15 protein-coding genes and 1 pseudogene are annotated in these 16,956 nt (G+C 64.1%); 10 read left to right on the plus strand and 6 right to left on the minus strand.

Translation table 11 applies throughout. From position 1 onward, the window contains the following. Positions 1–185: 185 nt before the first annotated feature. From C2H86_RS27515 to C2H86_RS27545, 7 genes are all read left to right on the plus strand, one after another. A complete protein-coding gene (locus C2H86_RS27515) occupies positions 186–1,343 on the plus strand; it encodes an iron-containing alcohol dehydrogenase (protein ID WP_159410776.1) in 1,158 nt (385 codons plus the stop codon). A gap of 12 nt (positions 1,344–1,355) precedes the next feature. Further along, complete coding sequence (locus C2H86_RS27520; RefSeq protein WP_159410777.1) at positions 1,356–2,687, plus strand: APC family permease; 1,332 nt, start codon at positions 1,356–1,358, stop codon at positions 2,685–2,687. Between the two features lie 77 nt (positions 2,688–2,764). Continuing rightward, positions 2,765–4,189, plus strand: a complete 1,425-nt coding sequence (locus C2H86_RS27525) for a gamma-aminobutyraldehyde dehydrogenase (RefSeq protein ID WP_159410778.1) — start codon at positions 2,765–2,767, stop codon at positions 4,187–4,189. A 37-nt stretch (positions 4,190–4,226) separates the two neighbouring features. Beyond that, complete coding sequence (locus tag C2H86_RS27530) at positions 4,227–5,480, plus strand: diaminobutyrate--2-oxoglutarate transaminase (RefSeq protein ID WP_159410779.1); 1,254 nt, start codon at positions 4,227–4,229, stop codon at positions 5,478–5,480. A gap of 15 nt (positions 5,481–5,495) precedes the next feature. Next, positions 5,496–6,875 carry an aspartate aminotransferase family protein gene (locus tag C2H86_RS27535; RefSeq protein ID WP_159410780.1) on the plus strand — a complete coding sequence of 460 codons (1,380 nt, stop codon included), beginning with the start codon at positions 5,496–5,498 and terminating at the stop codon, positions 6,873–6,875. A gap of 28 nt (positions 6,876–6,903) precedes the next feature. Continuing rightward, entirely contained in the window at positions 6,904–7,050 is a 147-nt protein-coding gene (locus tag C2H86_RS27540; protein WP_159410781.1) for a hypothetical protein, read from the plus strand. A gap of 67 nt (positions 7,051–7,117) precedes the next feature. Next, the gene (locus C2H86_RS27545) at positions 7,118–7,267 is read left to right on the plus strand and encodes an amino acid permease (RefSeq protein ID WP_159410782.1); all 150 of its coding nucleotides are present in this window, start codon (positions 7,118–7,120) and stop codon (positions 7,265–7,267) included. Positions 7,268–7,450: 183 nt separating this feature from the next. Here C2H86_RS27545 and C2H86_RS27550 read toward each other — a convergent pair whose 3' ends face one another. The 5 genes from C2H86_RS27550 to C2H86_RS27570 form a co-directional block, all read right to left on the minus strand. Then, entirely contained in the window at positions 7,451–9,097 is a 1,647-nt protein-coding gene (locus tag C2H86_RS27550) for an acyl-CoA synthetase (protein ID WP_159410783.1), read from the minus strand. A gap of 96 nt (positions 9,098–9,193) precedes the next feature. Next, positions 9,194–9,961, minus strand: a complete 768-nt coding sequence (locus C2H86_RS27555) for an SDR family NAD(P)-dependent oxidoreductase (RefSeq protein ID WP_159410784.1) — start codon at positions 9,959–9,961, stop codon at positions 9,194–9,196. After that, on the minus strand, positions 9,961–11,133 hold the full coding sequence (locus tag C2H86_RS27560) for an acyl-CoA dehydrogenase family protein (protein ID WP_159410785.1): 1,173 nt from the start codon (positions 11,131–11,133) through the stop codon (positions 9,961–9,963). The genes C2H86_RS27555 and C2H86_RS27560 overlap by 1 nt, the downstream gene beginning before the upstream one ends. 49 nt (positions 11,134–11,182) lie before the next feature. Next, positions 11,183–11,539 (minus strand): DUF6285 domain-containing protein, encoded by a 357-nt coding sequence (locus tag C2H86_RS27565; RefSeq protein WP_159410786.1) that lies wholly within the window; start codon positions 11,537–11,539, stop codon positions 11,183–11,185. Next, on the minus strand, positions 11,536–12,594 hold the full coding sequence (locus C2H86_RS27570; RefSeq protein WP_159410787.1) for a phosphotransferase family protein: 1,059 nt from the start codon (positions 12,592–12,594) through the stop codon (positions 11,536–11,538). The genes C2H86_RS27565 and C2H86_RS27570 overlap by 4 nt, the downstream gene beginning before the upstream one ends. Before the next feature lie 199 nt (positions 12,595–12,793). Between C2H86_RS27570 and prpR the strand changes: the two genes are divergently transcribed. Then, complete coding sequence (gene prpR, locus C2H86_RS27575) at positions 12,794–14,740, plus strand: propionate catabolism operon regulatory protein PrpR (RefSeq protein WP_159410788.1); 1,947 nt, start codon at positions 12,794–12,796, stop codon at positions 14,738–14,740. 387 nt (positions 14,741–15,127) lie between these two features. Here the strand turns inward: prpR and C2H86_RS27580 are convergent, their stop codons facing one another. After that, on the minus strand, positions 15,128–15,841 hold the full coding sequence (locus tag C2H86_RS27580; protein ID WP_159410789.1) for a DUF72 domain-containing protein: 714 nt from the start codon (positions 15,839–15,841) through the stop codon (positions 15,128–15,130). Positions 15,842–16,015: 174 nt separating this feature from the next. Here C2H86_RS27580 and C2H86_RS27585 point away from each other — a divergent pair. Further along, positions 16,016–16,723 (plus strand): annotated as a pseudogene (locus tag C2H86_RS27585) (molybdopterin-dependent oxidoreductase); the annotation flags it as partial. Positions 16,724–16,742: 19 nt separating this feature from the next. Then, positions 16,743–16,922 carry a cytochrome d ubiquinol oxidase subunit II gene (locus C2H86_RS27590; protein ID WP_240349742.1) on the plus strand — a complete coding sequence of 60 codons (180 nt, stop codon included), beginning with the start codon at positions 16,743–16,745 and terminating at the stop codon, positions 16,920–16,922. Positions 16,923–16,956 lie beyond the last annotated feature (34 nt).

Below are 16,956 nucleotides of genomic sequence, written 5' to 3' on the forward strand. Positions count from 1 at the left end.
CGCCCCTCTTTTTATTCCGCTGGAGGCTTTACGCAACACGCTTGAGCAAGACCCAAAACAACAACATTCCGGCCTGCGACTAACCGCCAGGCCCACATCACACGCCAGCGCCGTTAACCACGGCCAGGCGCGGATGCTCCTCCACTGCCCTTTCGACAATGACAACAATTGAGCAAGAGGTACGTATGGAATTCAAGTTTTTACTCCCCAGCAAAATCGTGATGGAACCGGGCCTGCGCGAGCGCACCGGTGAACACCTGCGGCAACTCGGCCTGGCCCGCGTTTTGATCGTGACCGATGCCGGGGTCAAGGCAGCAGGCCTGCTGGACAGCGTCTACGCCAGCCTCGACAAGGCCGGCATCACCTACGATGAAGTGGCGGACATCAAGGCCAACCCGCGCAGTGAAGACATCAACCACACCGCCCAGCGCTATCGGGGCACGGGTATCGACGGTCTGCTGGCCGTGGGTGGGGGCAGCGCGATGGATGCGGCCAAGGCCATCAGCCTGCTGCTCACCCACGACGGCCGTATCGAGGACTACGAAGGGTCGTTCACGCTTACCCATGCCATCCCGCCCATCGTCGCCATCCCGACCACGGCCGGCACCGGCAGCGAAGTGACCTGTTTCTCGGTGATCACCGACACCGCCCGCCACTTCAAGATGAACGTGCTGGACTATCGCATCGGCCCGGTACTGGCGCTGCTCGATTCCCATATCACCGACACGCTGCCGCCATCGATTGCCGCCGCCACCGGCATGGATGCCCTGACCCATGCCATCGAAGCCTACACCTGCCGCGTGGCGAACCCGATCAGCGACGGCCTGGCGCTGCATGCCATCCGCCTGATCAGCCAGCACCTCAAGGCGGCCGTGCAGGAGCCCGACAACCAGGCGGCCCGTGAGCAGATGCTGGTGGCCAGCCTGATCGCCGGCATGGCCTTCGGCAACGCCGACGTCGGCAGCGTGCACTGCATTTCCGAAGCCATCGGTGGCATGTACGACACGCCCCACGGTGTGGGCAACGCGATCTTCCTGCCCTTTGTATTCGGCCACAACCGTGATGCCGATATTGTCCGCCATGCCCAGGTGGCCTATGCGCTGGGGATCGACCCCACGTTTTCGCCGGTCGACGCCGCCGAGGCCGCCGTCGGCCATCTGTTCCAGATGAGCAAGGAGCTGGGCATTCCCCGTTTCGCAGAGGTCAAGGGTGTGCGCGAGGAAGACTTCCCGACCATTGCCGAGAAGTCCAAGCAGAACTTCTCGGACGCCAGCAATGCCAAGGCGATGTCCGTAGAGGCCTACCACGACATCATCACCACCGCTTACCACTTCGTCGCGTAAGAGGGCACCGCCATGAGTCAGTCAACCCCCGGCGCCTCGTTGAGGCGCACCCTGGGCCCGTTTTCCGTGCTGCTGTTCGGCCTGGCCTTTCTGGCCCCGCTGATCGTCTTCGGCACCTATGGCGTGATCACCCAGGCCAGCGGCAACACCACGGCCATGGCCTACCTGGTCGCAGCTACCGGCGTGGTGTTCACGGCCTTGAGCTATGGCCGACTGGTCAGGGTGTTCCCGGTGGCAGGTTCGGCCTACACCTACACCCGCAAGATGCTCAATGCCAACCTCGGCTTCATGGTGGGTTGGGCAGCCCTGCTCGACTACTTCTTCATCCCGATGCTGATCTGGCTGCTCGGCGCCAGCTACCTCAACATGGCGTTTCCAGACGTGCCCCAGTGGGTGTGGATCACTGGCTTCATCGTCTCCACCTCGCTGCTCAATGTGCTCGGCATTCAGGTCGCCAACCGCTTCAACGTGCTGTTGATGGTGGTGCAACTGGTCATCATCGTCGTGTTCATCGGGCTGTGCGTGCACTACATCGTGGCGGCTAACGGCCCTGGCGGGCTGCTGTCGGCCAAGCCGTTCTTCAATCAGGACGTGCCTTTCGCCACCAGCATGGCCGGCGCCGCCATTGCCGCGTACTCGTTCCTTGGCTTTGACGCGCTGTCCACGCTGAGCGAGGAAACCCGCGACCCTGGCCGCACGCTGCCGCGCGCCATCCTGCTGGTCGCGTTGATCGGCGGTTCGGTCTACGTCGGCTCCTCGTACTTCATGTACCTGGCGCACCCTTCCCCCACGTTCGAGCTTGTGGACGGGGCGGCCTTCGAGATTGCCCGGATGATCGGCGGCGACCTGTTCTTCGCCGTGGTCCTGGCCGGGATCATCGTCGCCCACTTCGCTGCTGGGATGTCATTCCAGGCCAGCGTGGGCCGGCTGCTCTACGCCCTTGGCCGGGACAACCAGCTGCCCCGGCGCTTGTTCGGCGCGCTGCACCCTCGCTACAAGACCCCGGCCTTCAACATCCTGCTATGCGGTGTTTTCGGCACCGCCGGGTTTGGCCTGACGATCGCAACCGCGACTTCCCTGGTCAACTTCGGCGCCTTTCTCGCCTTCACCGCCGTCAACCTGTGCGCCTTGCGGCTCACCTTCGATCCGCGCGTCAAGGATGGTGCCGGACTGGTGCATGGGGTGCTCTGCCCCCTCATCGGCCTGGTCACGGCCGGGTGGATGCTGGCCAGCCTGGACAAAGACGCCCTGATCATGGGCAGTTGCTGGCTCGCCCTTGGGCTGATCTACCTCGCCTGCCGGACCAGCCTGTTCCGTAACCCGGTCCCCGACGCCCTGGTATAGCCCTCTCTTCCCATCGAACGCTCTGACGACAATCACAAGGCAGGCCACAGGCCTCGCCATTCAATGACGAGATCGACATGCAAACGAAATTGCTGATCAATGGTGCCCTTGTAGCCGGCGAAGGCGACCACGTGGACGTCTACAACCCCTCCCTGGGTAGCGTCCTGGTCCAGACCCACGAGGCCAGCCATGCCCAGGTCCATGCCGCAGTGCAAAGTGCGGACGCCGCCTTCGAAGCCTGGTCGCAAACACCGCCCAAGGACCGCGCGGCACTGCTGCTCAAACTTGCTGACAACATCGACGCCCAAGCACCGGTGTTCGCCCGCCTGGAGGCGGACAACTGCGGCAAGCCGTTCACGGCCGTGCTGCAGGACGAACTGCCCGCCGTGTCGGACGTGTTCCGCTTCTTTGCCGGTGCCGTTCGCTGCCTGCAAGGCTCGGCGGCGGGCGAGTACATCCCGGGGCACACCTCGATGATCCGTCGCGACGCGGTCGGCGTCGTCGCCTCTATCGCGCCGTGGAACTACCCGTTGCTGATGGCGGCGTGGAAGCTCGGCCCGGCTTTGGCCGGCGGCAACACCGTGGTCCTGAAGCCCTCCGAGCACACCCCGATGAGCACCTTGAAGCTGGGGGAACTGCTCGCCGATGTCTTCCCCGCCGGAGTGGTCAACATCGTTCATGGGCGCGGCGCCACGGTGGGCGAGCCGCTGACTAGTCATGCTTTGGTGCGCATGGTGTCGCTGACCGGCTCCGTACGCACCGGCAGCCGGATCATCGAAGGCACGGCCGACAGTGTGAAACGGATGCACATGGAGCTGGGGGGCAAGGCACCGGTGATCATCTTCGACGATGCCGACATCGACGCCGTCGTCGAGGGTATCCGCGCCTTCGGCTTCTACAATGCCGGCCAAGACTGTACCGCCGCGTGCCGCCTCTATGTGCAGAAAGCGGTCTACCCGGAGTTCGTTCGCAAGCTTGGCGAAGCCGTGTCCAGCATCAAATGCGGCTTGCAGGATGACCCGGCAACCGAAATGGGCCCGCTGATCACCCAAGAGCACCTGGAGCGTGTCGAGGGGTTCGTCAACCGGGCCAAGGAACTGCCTCACATCGAAGTCATCACGGGCGGCAAACGCGCCGCCGGTGCCGGGTTCTTCTTCGAGCCCACGGTCCTGGCCGGCACCCGGCAGGAGGACGAGGTGGTGTGCCGTGAAATCTTCGGCCCGGTGGTAACGGTCTCGCCCTTCGAGGATGAGGCCCAGGTACTGGCCTGGGCCAATGAATCGGACTACGGCCTGGCCTCTTCGGTGTGGACCGCCGACGTGGGGCGGGCACATCGCCTGGCCGCCCGCCTGCAGTACGGCTGCACCTGGGTCAACACCCACTTCATGCTGGTGAGCGAGATGCCCCATGGCGGCGTGAAGCTGTCGGGGTACGGCAAGGACCTGTCCATGTACGGCCTGGAAGACTACACCGTGGTCCGCCACGTGATGTTCAAGCACTGACCGCCCCACGACACCCCATCATTGCAAGAGGTTATGCATGAACAACATCGAAACGTTCGAAAGGCTCGAGTCCAACGTGCGGATGTACTGCCGCGACTTGCCGCTGGTGTTCGATACCGCCCAGGGCAGCAAGATCCGCGGCGAAGATGGCCGCGAGTACCTGGACTTCTTCGCCGGCGCCGGCGCCCTGAACTATGGCCACAACGACCCGCGCATGCGCGATGCGTTGATCGCCTACCTGTCGGCCAACGGCGTGACCCATGCCCTCGACCTGCACACCACCACCAAGCGCCAGTTCCTGGAGTCGATCGAGCGTGACCTGTTCCAGCCACGCGGCTGGGACTACAAGGTGCAGTTCACAGGCCCGACCGGCGCCGACGCCGTCGAGGCAGCATTGAAGCTGGCACGCAAGGCAACCGGGCGCACCAAAGTCGTCTCCTTCTACGGGGCTTACCACGGCATGACGGCCGGCGCGCTGGCGGTCACCGGCAACCGTAGCCGCCGGGGCCCCGGGCTGTCCAACGACGTGGTGTTCGTGCCGTACGAAGACAGCCCTTATGGTGAGTTCGACAGCATGGGCTTCCTCGAGCGCCTCGCCAACGACCAGGGCAGCGGATCGGAAATGCCAGCCGCCGTGATCGTGGAGTCGGTGCAGATCCAGGCCGGTGTCTACCCGGCCTCCAACCTGTGGTTGCAGCGTTTGCGCCAATGGACCCGCGATCACGGGGTGGTGCTCATCTGCGACGAGATCCAGGCTGGCTGTGGCCGCACGGGCGACTTCTTCGGTTTCGAGCGCTCCGGGATCGTGCCGGACGTGATCACCTGCGCGAAATCCATCGGCGGCTTTGGCCTGCCGATGGCGATCGTATTGATCCGCGCCGGGCTGGATGTGTGGGAACCAGGCGATCACATCGGCACCTTCCGCGGCAACCAGCTGGCCTTCCTGACCGCACAGATCGCGCTCGGCTATTGGCGCGACGAGCAGTTCCTGAAGGTCCTGGCTGACAACAGCGCAGCCATGACACGTGCCGTTGCCGGCTTCGCCGAGATCCCGGGCGTCGCCTCCGCCCGCTCGCGCGGCATGATCGCCGGCATCGATTTCGGCCGAGGCAATGTGGCCTTGGCCAAGGATGCCCAGCAACGCGTGCTGCAAGCGGGCGTGCTGGTCGACCGCTGCGGCCCGAACGGCGAAATCATCAAGCTGATGCCACCGGTGAACACCCCGACCGACCAGCTCGAAGAAGGCCTGAAAGCATTCGGCGAGTCGGTCGCGGCAGCGCTTGGCCAATAACGGGAACATGAGCCAATGAACCTTCACTCTGCAACCGTTCAGAATGATCTGGCTTCACTCATTCATCCCAACACCAACCTGGCCCAGCACCGGGAAGTCGGGCCGCTGGTGATCACCCGTGGCGACGGCATACGGGTATTCGATGAGCAGGGCAATGCCTACCTCGAAGCCATGTCTGGGCTGTGGAGCGTTGCCTTGGGTTTCAGCGAGCAGCGCCTGGTCGACGCTGCCACCGAGCAGTTCAAGCAACTGCCCTACTACCACAGCTTCAGCCACAAGACCAATGCGCCCGCAGCAGCGCTCGCCGCCAAGCTGGCCGAGCTCGCGCCGGGCGATCTGAACCATGTGTTCTTCACCAACTCAGGTTCCGAGGCCAATGATTCGGTGGTGAAAATGGTGTGGTACTTGAACAACGCACTGGGCCGGCCCGCCAAAAAGAAATTCATCTCTCGACAACAGGCCTATCACGGCGCCACCGTCGCCGCAGCAAGCCTGACCGGCATCCCATCGATGCACCGTGACTTCGATCTGCCGGCCATCCCGGTTCATCACCTGACCTGCCCGAACTTCTACCGATTTGCTCGGCCAGGAGAATCACAAGAGGCCTTTACGGTTCGTCTGGCGAACGAACTGGAACGCTACATCCTTGCCGAAGGGCCGGAAACCATCGCCGCCTTCATCGGCGAGCCGGTGATCGCGGCAGGCGGCGTGATCCCTCCTCCCACAGGCTACTGGGCGGCGATCCAAGCGGTCTGCAAACGCTACGACATCCTCGTGGTACTCGACGAAATCATCACCGGTTTTGGCAGGCTTGGCACGATGTTCGGCGCTGAGTTGTACGGCATCCAGCCCGATATCATGGTGCTCTCCAAGCAGCTCACCTCGTCCTATCAACCCCTGGCGGCTGTACTGTTGTCCGATGCGATCCATGACGTCCTGCTCAGCCAGAGCCAGCGCCTGGGGGCCTTTGCCCATGGCCTGACCTGCACGGGCCATCCGGTCGCCACTGCGGTGGCCCTGGAAAACATCCGCATCATCGAAGAGCGCGACCTGATTGGCCATGTCCAGCGCCTGACTCCGGTGTTCCAGCGCAGGCTGCGCGAATTCGACGATCACCCATTGGTGGGCAATGCCCGCGGCGTCGGGCTGGTGGGCGGTATCGAGCTGGTCGCCGACAAGGCCACCCGCCAACCGTTCGCCCGGCCAGGGACGTTGGGCGGCTACGTGTTCAAACAGGCTCACAAGCACGGGCTGATCATTCGCGCCATCTACGACACGATCGCCTTCTGCCCGCCACTGATTACGACAGAGGACGATGTGGATGCCATTTTCAACGCTTTCGCCAAGACGATGGACGACGCGGCCGGCTGGGCCCAGTCACAAAACCTTCTCTAAATAAAACAAGAACCTGGAGTGTTGAATCATGCATAACCCAGTTGATGCCTGTTCAGGCTTTGACGTATCCGTCGTGGGGCTTGGAGCCATGGGCACGATCATGGCCCAGTCGATGGGTTACGGCGATCAGGACATTGCAGCCGTTACCCAAGCGTTCGCAACGGGCGCTCGCTGAGAACAGTGCGATAGCCGAGGCGTGCAGGCGTGACGGTGCACGCCCTCACCAGAACCTGGAGGCTTTCATGCGTGTTTTTGTCATTCTGCTGGCAAGCATGGCGCTCGCCCTGTGCCTGGCGGCGGCCCTTGCGCCCAAGCCCGGGGTAGTTAAGCAAGCGGTCGCGCACACGGCGCAACCGGTCGGGAGCATCGGCGATATCTTCCGCGGCCACTAGGCTCTGTTTTGCACATCGTCCAAGCGTTGACACGCTCCCTGTGGGAGCCGCGCTTGCCGGCGATGGGCCGCGAAGCGGCCCCAGCAATTTATGCAACAACCGTGAAATCTTGGGGCCGCTTCGCGGCTCATCGCCGGCAAGCACGGCTCCCACAGGGATTACAGTCAAGCCAGCGTGCCAACATCAATCGTCCAAGCTATCGACTGCCGCCTCCTGTTGCCGTGCCCACTCGCGCAGGACGAATTTCTGGATCTTGCCCGTGGCGGTCTTTGGCAACACCACCAGCGATACGTGACGCGGCGCCTTGAAATGTGCCAGGTGCTCACGGCACCAGCGGATCAGGTCGTCCCCGCTGGCCAGTGCATCAGCGCGCAGCGTGACGAAAGCGTGAGGTGTCTCGCCCCAGCGCGAATCGGGGCGCGCCACCACCGCAGCCTCGACCACCTCGGGATGCTGGTAGAGCACTTCTTCTATCTCCAGCGAACTGATGTTCTCGCCGCCGGAAATGATGATGTCCTTGGCTCGGTCCTTGATTTCCACATAGCCGTCCGGGTGCAGCACAGCCAGGTCGCCCGTGTGCAGCCAGCCGTTGGCCAACGCGGCACGGGTAGCCTCTGGGTTGTGCAAGTACCCTTTCATCACCGTGTTGCCCCGCACCACCAGCTCGCCAAGGGTAAGGCCGTCGGCCGGGACCGGGTGGCCGGTGTCGGTATCCAGCACCGTGGCCTCTTCAAGCATCGGGTGGGCAACGCCCTGGCGGCTCATGAACCGGGCGCGGGCCTCCAGCGGCAACTCGTCGACACCCGGCTGCCACAGGCACAGGGTGCTTGGGCCGTAGCTTTCGGTCATGCCATAGGCGTGGGTAATGCTGAAGCCGCGTGCCTCCATTGCGGCGATCACCGCGCTGGGTGGCGCGGCGCCGCCGGTGATCACCGACACCGGCCCGCGCGGCGCGCCGGCGTGCTCGGCATGGATCAACATCGACATCACCACCGGCGCTGCGCTCAAATGGGTCACGCCATGCACGGCGATCGCGGTGTGGATCGCTTCGGGTTGAACCTTGCGCAGGCACACATGGGTGCCACCGGACAGGGTCACCGCCCAGGTGTGGCTCCAGCCGTTGCAGTGGAACATCGGCAAGGTCCACAGGTAGACGCTGCGCGGCCCCAGCTGGAAGATCAGCGCCCCGGCGCAGGCGTTGAGGTAGGCGCCGCGGTGATGCAGCACCACACCCTTGGGGTCACCCGTGGTACCCGAGGTGTAGTTGATGGCGATCGACTGCCACTCGTTCTGCGGCGCGCTCAGCGACCTGGCCGGGTCGCCTTGGGCCAGGAACGTCTCATAGTCCAGGTCGGCGGCCAGCTCGCCCGGCTCGGCCGCGTCATCGTCGATGCCCACCAGCAACGGCGGTGTATCGAGCATGGCCAGTGCCTGATGGACGACCCCGCCGAACTCGCGATCACAGATCAGTACCTTGGCTGCGCAATGACGCAGGATGAAGGCGATGCTTCGCGCCTCCAGGCGGATATTGATGCACACCAGCACGGCGCCCGCACCGGGCACGCCATAGTGCGCCTCGAGCATTTCAGGGATGTTCGGCGCGAGTATCGCCACCCGCTCGCCCGGCTGCACGCCGACCCGCTCCAGCGCACTGGCCAGGGCGCGGCTGCGCTGGTGCAGCAACTGGTAGCTGTAGCGCCGCTCGCCATAGACCACGGCATCACGCTGCGGGTACACCAGGGCGGCGCGTTTGAGGAACGACAAGGGTGAAAGGGGCACATGGTTGGCTTCGTTAGGGGCAAGCTCATGCTCGAAGGTTGGGTGAATCATCACTGCCACCCCATCGACAGGTTATCCAGGCATTGAAGGTACATACACATCTCCTGCTTATTGTTGTTCTCGCCTCAGGCTTGGGTCCGCGTCAGATCACAGGCTGCTGCACAGATGCCCGCCATCGACCACGATCTCGGTGCCGCTCATGGCCCGCCCTGCATCGCTGGCCAGCAACAGCAAGGCGCCGTCCAGGTCCTGCGGCTGGCTGAAGCGCCGGCTGGGGATACGCGAGCGCAGCTTCTCCCCGGCCTCGCCGGCCAGGAACGCATCGTTGAGCTCGGTCATCACGTAGCCCGGCGCCAGGGCGTTCACCCGGATGCCATGGCGCGCCAGTTCCAGAGCCATGGCGCGGGTCAGGTGGGCAAGCCCGGCCTTGGCCGCGAGATAAGGGCCGACGGCGCCGGCCACGCGGCTGGCAAGGATCGAGGTGACATTGATCAGGCTGCCGCCCTGCCCCGCGGCGACCATCCGCCGGGCGCACTCCTGGGCCACGGTCCAGGCGCCCTTGAGGTTGGTGTCGAGCACCCGGTCCCAGCTCTGGTCGTCACAGGCCAGCAGCGGCTGGCTGTCGCTCACCCCGGCGTTGTTGACCAGCACATCCAGCGGGCCGGCGGCGTCGAGCACCCGGCACACATCGTCGCGGCAGGTCACATCCAGGGCCAGGGCCCGCGCACGACCACCGGCCAGCTCTATAGACTCGACCAGGCTCTGCAGCGGCGCCAGGCGCCTGGCCGTCACCACCACATCGGCACCGGCCGCCGCCAGGGTAGTGGCGAAATGTCGGCCAAGGCCGCTGGAGGCGCCGGTCACCAAGGCGCGGCGCCCATCAAGGGCGAACAGTCGGGCAACAGTCGGCTGCATCAGTGGGCTCCCGGGCGCTGGTCGAGGAGTTTCTTCGCCAGGCTCATTCGGTGTACTTCGCTCGGGCCGTCATAGATGCGGAATGGGCGGATGTCGCGGAAGATCCGCTCCACCACGGTCTCCCCGGTCACGCCCCGCCCGCCCAGCACCTGTACGCAGCGATCGACCACCCGCCACAGCGCCTCGGCGCTGATCACCTTGGCCATGCTCGAATCAACATTGGCGCGCTGGCCTTGGTCGAGCACCCAAGCGCAGTGCCAGACCGCCAGGCGCACCACATGCAGGTCCATCATGTTGTCGGCCAGCATGAAGCCTACGCCCTGATGCTCGCCCAGCGGCTTGCCGAACGCATCGCGGGTGCGTGCGTAGTCACAGGCGATGTCATGGGCTCGTCGCGCAGCGCCGAGCCAGCGCATGCAGTGGGTCAGGCGCGCCGGTGCCAGGCGCACCTGGGCATAGCGGAAGCCCTTGCCGATCTCGCCCAGCACATCGCTGGCCGGTACCCGCAGGTTGTCGAAGCGCAGTTGCCCGTGGCCACCGGTGAAGCAGCTGTCTAGCGTATCCAGCTGACGTTCGTGGATGATCCCGTCGCGCTGCATGTCGGTGAGGAACATGGTCGCCGAGCCATCCTCCATGCGCGCCATGATGATCGCGAACCCGGCGCCGTCGGCCCCGGTGATCAACCACTTGCGGCCGTTGATCAGGTAGTCGTCGCCATCGCGGGTGGCGGTAGTACGCAGCATCGATGGATCAGACCCCGAGCCCGGTGCCGGTTCGGTCATGGCGAAGCACGAACGCACGTGCCCCTGGACCAAAGGCCGCAGCCAGCGGTCCTTCTGCGCTTCGGTGGCCACCACGTCCATCAGGTGGATATTGCCTTCGTCCGGGGCATGGATATTCAGCGCCACCGGGCCCAGGGGCGAGTAACCGGCCTCTTCGAAGACGATGGCCTTGGCCGCATGGCTCAGGCCCAGCCCACCCATTTCACGGCTGGCATGGGGCGTCAGCAGGCCCGCTTCCTGGGCGCGGGCTTGCAGGTCCCGGCGCAGGGCGTCACTGGGGCCGTGGGCATCCTGGCGTGGGTCGTTTTCGAACGGGATGACCTGCTCGGCAATGAAAGTGCGGGTTCTGGCCTGCAGTTCGAGCAGTTCGTCTGGGAGGGTGAAGTTCATGTTTGTCCTTGTTCGTGCTTGTCGGTCTTGAAACAGGGGCTCGCCGCGCTCAGCGCACAGCCTTGGGGTTACTGATCGCCAGCCGGTCCAGGGTCACCTGGCGCAGCGTCTCGACCAGGGTGCGAGCGCTGTGCGGGGTGTCGCGGCGACCTTGGCGAATTGCCCGCGCCAGCTGGCGTCGGGCGTCCTGCAACGACGGGGCGGGCGCATCGGTCAGCGCAGCCAGGTGCATCTGCTCTTTAAGGCTGACCGCGGCGTCCAGGCGGTTTTCCCGGGCGGCGATGGCCATGGCGTTGGCGATCATCAGCGTCGGGTAGCGCAGCTCGCCGGGTAGCGCCGGCAAGACCTGTTCCAGCAAGGTCTGCCGGGCAATTTCGAGAAGTTCATGGGCGTGCGGCTGGGTCATGGCGCATCGGCTCCGGTCATGTTCAGGATGTCGAGTTCAAGCTCCGGCAGCAGACGCGCAGTCAGTGCCAGCTCCAGGGAAGGTTCTTCTCCGGACAGGTGGCGCTGCCCCTGCTGCAGCGCGATCACCGCCCAGCGCAGGGTTGCCATGACCTGCCAGTAGTGCAGTTGGCGGGGCTCGATCCACAGTGGCGATACCTGGTGGTAGCCACGCAGGAAATCCGCCAGCTGGCCGATGCCGCCGGCCTCCAGGTCAGGGCGCGTGAAGCGCCAGCATGGGGCGGTGAACCAACCCAGGTCCTCGCAAGGGTCGCCCCAGCCGGTGAATTCCCAGTCCAGCACCGCCTCCAGCCCCTGCTCGCTGGCCAGGTAGTTGCCCGTGCGGTAGTCGCGGTGCAGCAGACACAGACGGCTGTCGCGCGGGGCATGCAGCTCGCACCAGCGCAAGCCCCACTCCAGTGCCGGGTAGGCATCGTCAAGGGTGTCGAGGTATCGACGATAGGCATCGACGGTGGCCAGGGCCGGCGAACGCTGCGGCACGGGCAGGAAGTCCAGCGCCGCACTGGGCGGGCGGATCTGATGCAGGCGCGCCAGGTTGGCACCGAGCTGTTCCGCCAACCGGGCCTGGCCCTGGGCGCCCGCCCCTGCACTGAGCAGCCGCCCGGCTGCGACACCGGGCACGTACTCCATCAGGAAGAATACCCGCCCGTGGACCTGAACATCGCGACACAGCCAGAGCGGGCGCGGCACTTTCACCTTGGCCTGGTGGGCCACCTGCAACACGGCGAACTCTTGGGCGCGGTCGAGGCTGGCCGGCAGCGCGGACAGCGCGTCGCTGCGCAACACCCAGCGCCGGGCACCGGCCCAGGGGCCGCCCTCGATCAACAGCTCGAGCAGCCAGTTTTCCTGGATGGCACCGCCGCTCAGGCGCTTGCGGGTTTGAATCACAACGCGTGATGCCGTTGCCTGCTCGCGGATGAAGTCGACAAGGCGCTGCTCATCGGTCGCGACCGCGAGCGTCTGGCCAGCCGGACAAGTCGTAGAGGAACTGCTCATGAATCAATGGTCCTGCCTTCGGTTTCAAGTGGGCAGGTCAACTAGAGCAACGCCTGGGCCAACTTTGCTGGGCTCACCTGTAGGCCCTGTCACACCTGGCCTGCAGCGGTTCACCTGAAAATCTGGCGAAGCGCTGCATTGCATACATGAAACAAATTAGTTCAGGATGGAAACACTTCATTTCTGAACAGGCGCCGCCATGCACTCCCCCACGTCCCAGGTCGTCGTGCTGATCAGCCACCTGCAGCGCCCCCGGCAACGCAGCCGCCTCGCCCATATGGTGGCCGCGCTCGCCACGGATTACCCCGACACCCATATCGAAGTGCTCGACACTTCGGTGTCCGAGGCACTGCAAGTCGCCCGCGAACTGGAGTTGCGCGGCGAAGCCGACGTGTTCATCTGCGCCGGGGCCACTGCCGCCTACCTGCGCAAGCATCTGGCGCGCCCGGTACTGACGATGCGCGTGGGCGGCGATGACCTGCTGCGGGCATTGGGGCAGGCGCGCGAGCATGCCTCGCAGGTGGCCTTGCTCAGCTACAACCGCATCGACCAAGGCCTTCAGGCCATGGCCGCGCTGTTCACGGTGCAGGTTCACCAGGCCGCCTACACCTCCCTGGAAGAAGCTCGCCAAGAGGTCGAACAGGCCGCGCGGCTGGGATGTGGCAGCATCATCGGTTCCTCGACGGTGGTGGAGCTGGCGGAACAGGCAGGCCTGCACGGCGTGCTGTCACTGAGCGAGGACACGGTGCGCAAGGCGCTCGAAGAGGCCTTGGGTATTCTCGACAGCCAACGTATCGAGATCGCCAAGCGCCGGCACTTGAACGCCGTGCTGCAACACATCCCCACCGGCGTGGCGGCAGTCGACAACCAGGGCGTGGTGCAGTCGCTGAATCCGGCCCTGGCCCATCTGCTGGATTTGCCCCTTGGCGCGGCGCTGGGCCGTCCGTTGCAGCAGCTGTGCCCGGAACTGGACCTGGAGCAGGCGTTTGCGGAGGGTGGCGAAGAAAACCGGGTGATCCGGCTCGGCTCACATGCAGTGGTCAGCAACCTGCTGCCGATCCTGGAGAACGGCCAGCGCACCGGCCTGGTCCTGACCTGCCAGGACACCACCGCTGTGCAGCGCGCGGACCAACGCATCCGCTCCACCCGCCGCCCCGGCGCCTTTACCGCCCGATACCGCCTCGAGCAGCTCGACGGCAACAGCCGGGCCAATCGCGAGATGCTGCAGCTGGCCAGGCGTTTCGCCGCCAGCCAGTCAACCATCCTGATCACCGGCGAAAGCGGTACCGGCAAAGAGCTGCTGGCCCAGGGCATCCATAACGAGAGCCCGCGCCGGCAAGGCCCCTTCGTCGCCATCAACTGCGCGGCTTTCCCGGAGTCGCTGCTGGAAAGCGAACTGTTCGGCTATGAGGAAGGCGCCTTCAGCGGCTCGCGCAAGGGCGGCAAGCCCGGCCTGTTCGAAGTGGCTCACCGTGGCACGCTGTTCCTCGACGAGATCGGTGACATGCCCGTGTCACTGCAGACGCGCCTGTTGCGGGTACTGCAGGAGCGCGAGGTCCTGCGCCTGGGCGGCACCGAGCCGATCGCGATCGATGTACGCATCATCGCCGCCACCCATCAGGACCTAAGTGCTGCGATACAAGATGGCGATTTTCGTACCGACCTGTATTACCGGCTCAACATCCTGCGCCTACAGACCACGCCCTTGCGCGAGCGCCCCGAGGATATTGCCCTGATCTGTAGAGGCATCAGCCAGCGCCTGCTGGTCCAGGGTCAGCCGCCCGGCGCGGCGAAGGTGCCAAGCGCCCTGCTGCCTTATTTGGCACGTTATGGGTGGCCAGGCAATGTGCGTGAGCTGGAGAACGTGATCGAGCGGGCGATGCTCTCGGCCTGCGAGCTGCTGGGGGAGCACGGCGTGGACGAACAGTATCTGGCGCGGGTGCTGCCCGAGCTGTGCGAAAGTGTCGCGCCAACCAGCCGTGCCAGGCCCTCCCGGGAGTCGGACCTGCACAGCATAGGCAAGGCCGCCCAGCTGCGGCATGTGCAGGAAACCCTGGATAACTGCCGGGGCAATCTCGACGAAGCGGCGCGGCAGTTGGGAATCAGTCGGACCACGTTATGGCGAAGGCTCAGGTCAGTGCAGTGAATCAGGTACTTAGCCACCCAACGGCCAATTACCGATCAAGTATCGTTGCGCGTCGACGGGAGACGTTAGTCACAAGCGATCCAGTACAGGCGCGGGCCCGACCGGTTTCCAGCCACTGCACCTTGGGGATGCACTGATGCCCACGGTATACCACATCGATGGCTAGCCGAAATCGCCATTCTCGATCGCGTATTCTACTGAGGGTATCGAGGGGTATTTCTGGGGGTACATTTCAGCTTCTGCAATCCAGAAATCCCGCCCTAGAGCCCTGTCCAAATGTTCTTCGGGGACCCCGATAGTCTGTGAAGGAAGTGGCCGGGCTTGGCGCCCGACCACCAGCGCAGGTATGAAGAGCCTGACAGGAGCAAAAAGTTTGATCCGCTTGCATCAGCGCAGATATCGCTCGAGCGCCAGCGCATCACCCAGTGCCGCACCGGAGGCGGTGTTGTCGAAGATGCACCAGGTTGCCGTACCTGCAGCGCGGCTGCGCTGCAGCCGCTCAGCCAACTGTTGCAGGTACTGTTGCGAATACGCACTGTGGTAGATCCGCGGCTCGCCGTGCAGGCGCCAGTAGGCCAATCCAGGCCAGCCAGCGGGTTGCGCATCAGCCTCGAAGCGTGAAGGGCTCGCCGCCACCTGGGCAATACGGAAGTCGACCAGCATCGACTGCGCCGCTTGCCAACTGGCGTGCCTGGGCTCGACCGCCACCGGCCCGGCATGACGTTGACGCAGGAATTCAAAGAAACGCCGGTCGCGACTGGGATCATGGGCGAGCGATGGAGGCAGCTGCAGGAGCAGACAGCCCAGGCGATCACCCAATGGCTGGCATTGGCCAAGAAACACATCTAGCGCAACCTCACAGCCCTCCAGGCGCAGCTCGTGGGTGATGGTCCTGGGCAGCTTGACGGCAAAGCGGAAATGCTGCGGTACCGAGCATGCCCAACGGGCATAGGTCGCAGGCAGGTGCGGACGGTAGAACGAGCTGTTGATCTCCACGGCAGCAAGCCGCGCGGCGTAGCGCTGCAAGTGGCTGCCTGGCTGCAGGAACTCATCGGCGTACTGGCGAGACACGCTCCAGCCCGCGCACCCAAGGTGGATCATCAAGGCACTCCATAGCACGCCGTCGCTGCAATGGCGCATCGCGAGCTGGCGCTAAAAATGCTGTGGCGGACGCTCGGAAAAAAAGGCCCGCCCTGAGGCGGGCCAAAGACCTGATGTGGAGAGTCGAACGAACTCTTCAATAGTTCTGAGTGATACCCCCGTAAATGGTTTTTTCCAATCTGTGGTCCACCGACGTACGGGGCAATCGGCGCTCAGCTACGCGCTCTGAGCCCCGACGAGGTCGTTTTACGCATCAGGGCGCGCATCGCTCGAAACATCGTTCATGTATTAACTGTTTGCACGTGCCTATGGCACGAACAATCTTCCCGACAGTTCCAACATGTGCCACGAGAGCACTTCGGTAGGTTTGCAGGAAAGCATTGGAGTACCGGTGGGTACGGTCACACTGGCCGATTTCGAGCACACCGACTGTATCCTTTTCTTCGGGCAAAACGTAGGCAGCAACAGCCCGCGTATGCTTCATCCGCTTCAAGAGGTACGTAAGCGCAAAGTCCCGATCATCACTTTCAACCCAATCCGGGAACGCGGATTGGAGCGCTTTGTAAATCCCCAGTCACCCACTGAAATGCTCGGTCCGAAATCCACTGTCATCAGCACTCAATACCACCAAGTAGCAATCGGCGGTGACACCGCTGCCGTCATGGGGGTAGCCAAGGCTCTTCTGGAAATGGAGGAACGCTCGATAATAAACGGCGACCCGCCCGTGCTGGACCATGATGTTCTCGCACAACATACAGAATGCCTTGGCACTTCATGGGGCGGGTGCGGGGATATGCCTGGGCTGAGCTTGAGCAACGATCCGGGCTGACCCGAAGCGCGATGGAGGCCACCGCCACCGTTTATGCGCGCGCTCATCCTGTTCATTCTGGCATTCGAACTGATGGTCATTACGATTTTCCCACTGATCGTCCCTCCCGACCTCACCCTATTCGACGCTGCATCCAGCAGGGCAAGCCAAACGTTCATGCTGGTTGGTTTTGCACTGCTGATTCCGGTGACCTTGTTCTACAACACCTTTGGCTTTCGTACATTCAGCGGGAAAATTCATTCGCCATCATAAGCCAATCTCTGCCCATCCGCCCTGATGCGGCTAG

It is taken from the genome of Pseudomonas putida (assembly GCF_009883635.2).
In the GTDB taxonomy this organism is placed as follows: domain Bacteria; phylum Pseudomonadota; class Gammaproteobacteria; order Pseudomonadales; family Pseudomonadaceae; genus Aquipseudomonas; species Aquipseudomonas putida_W.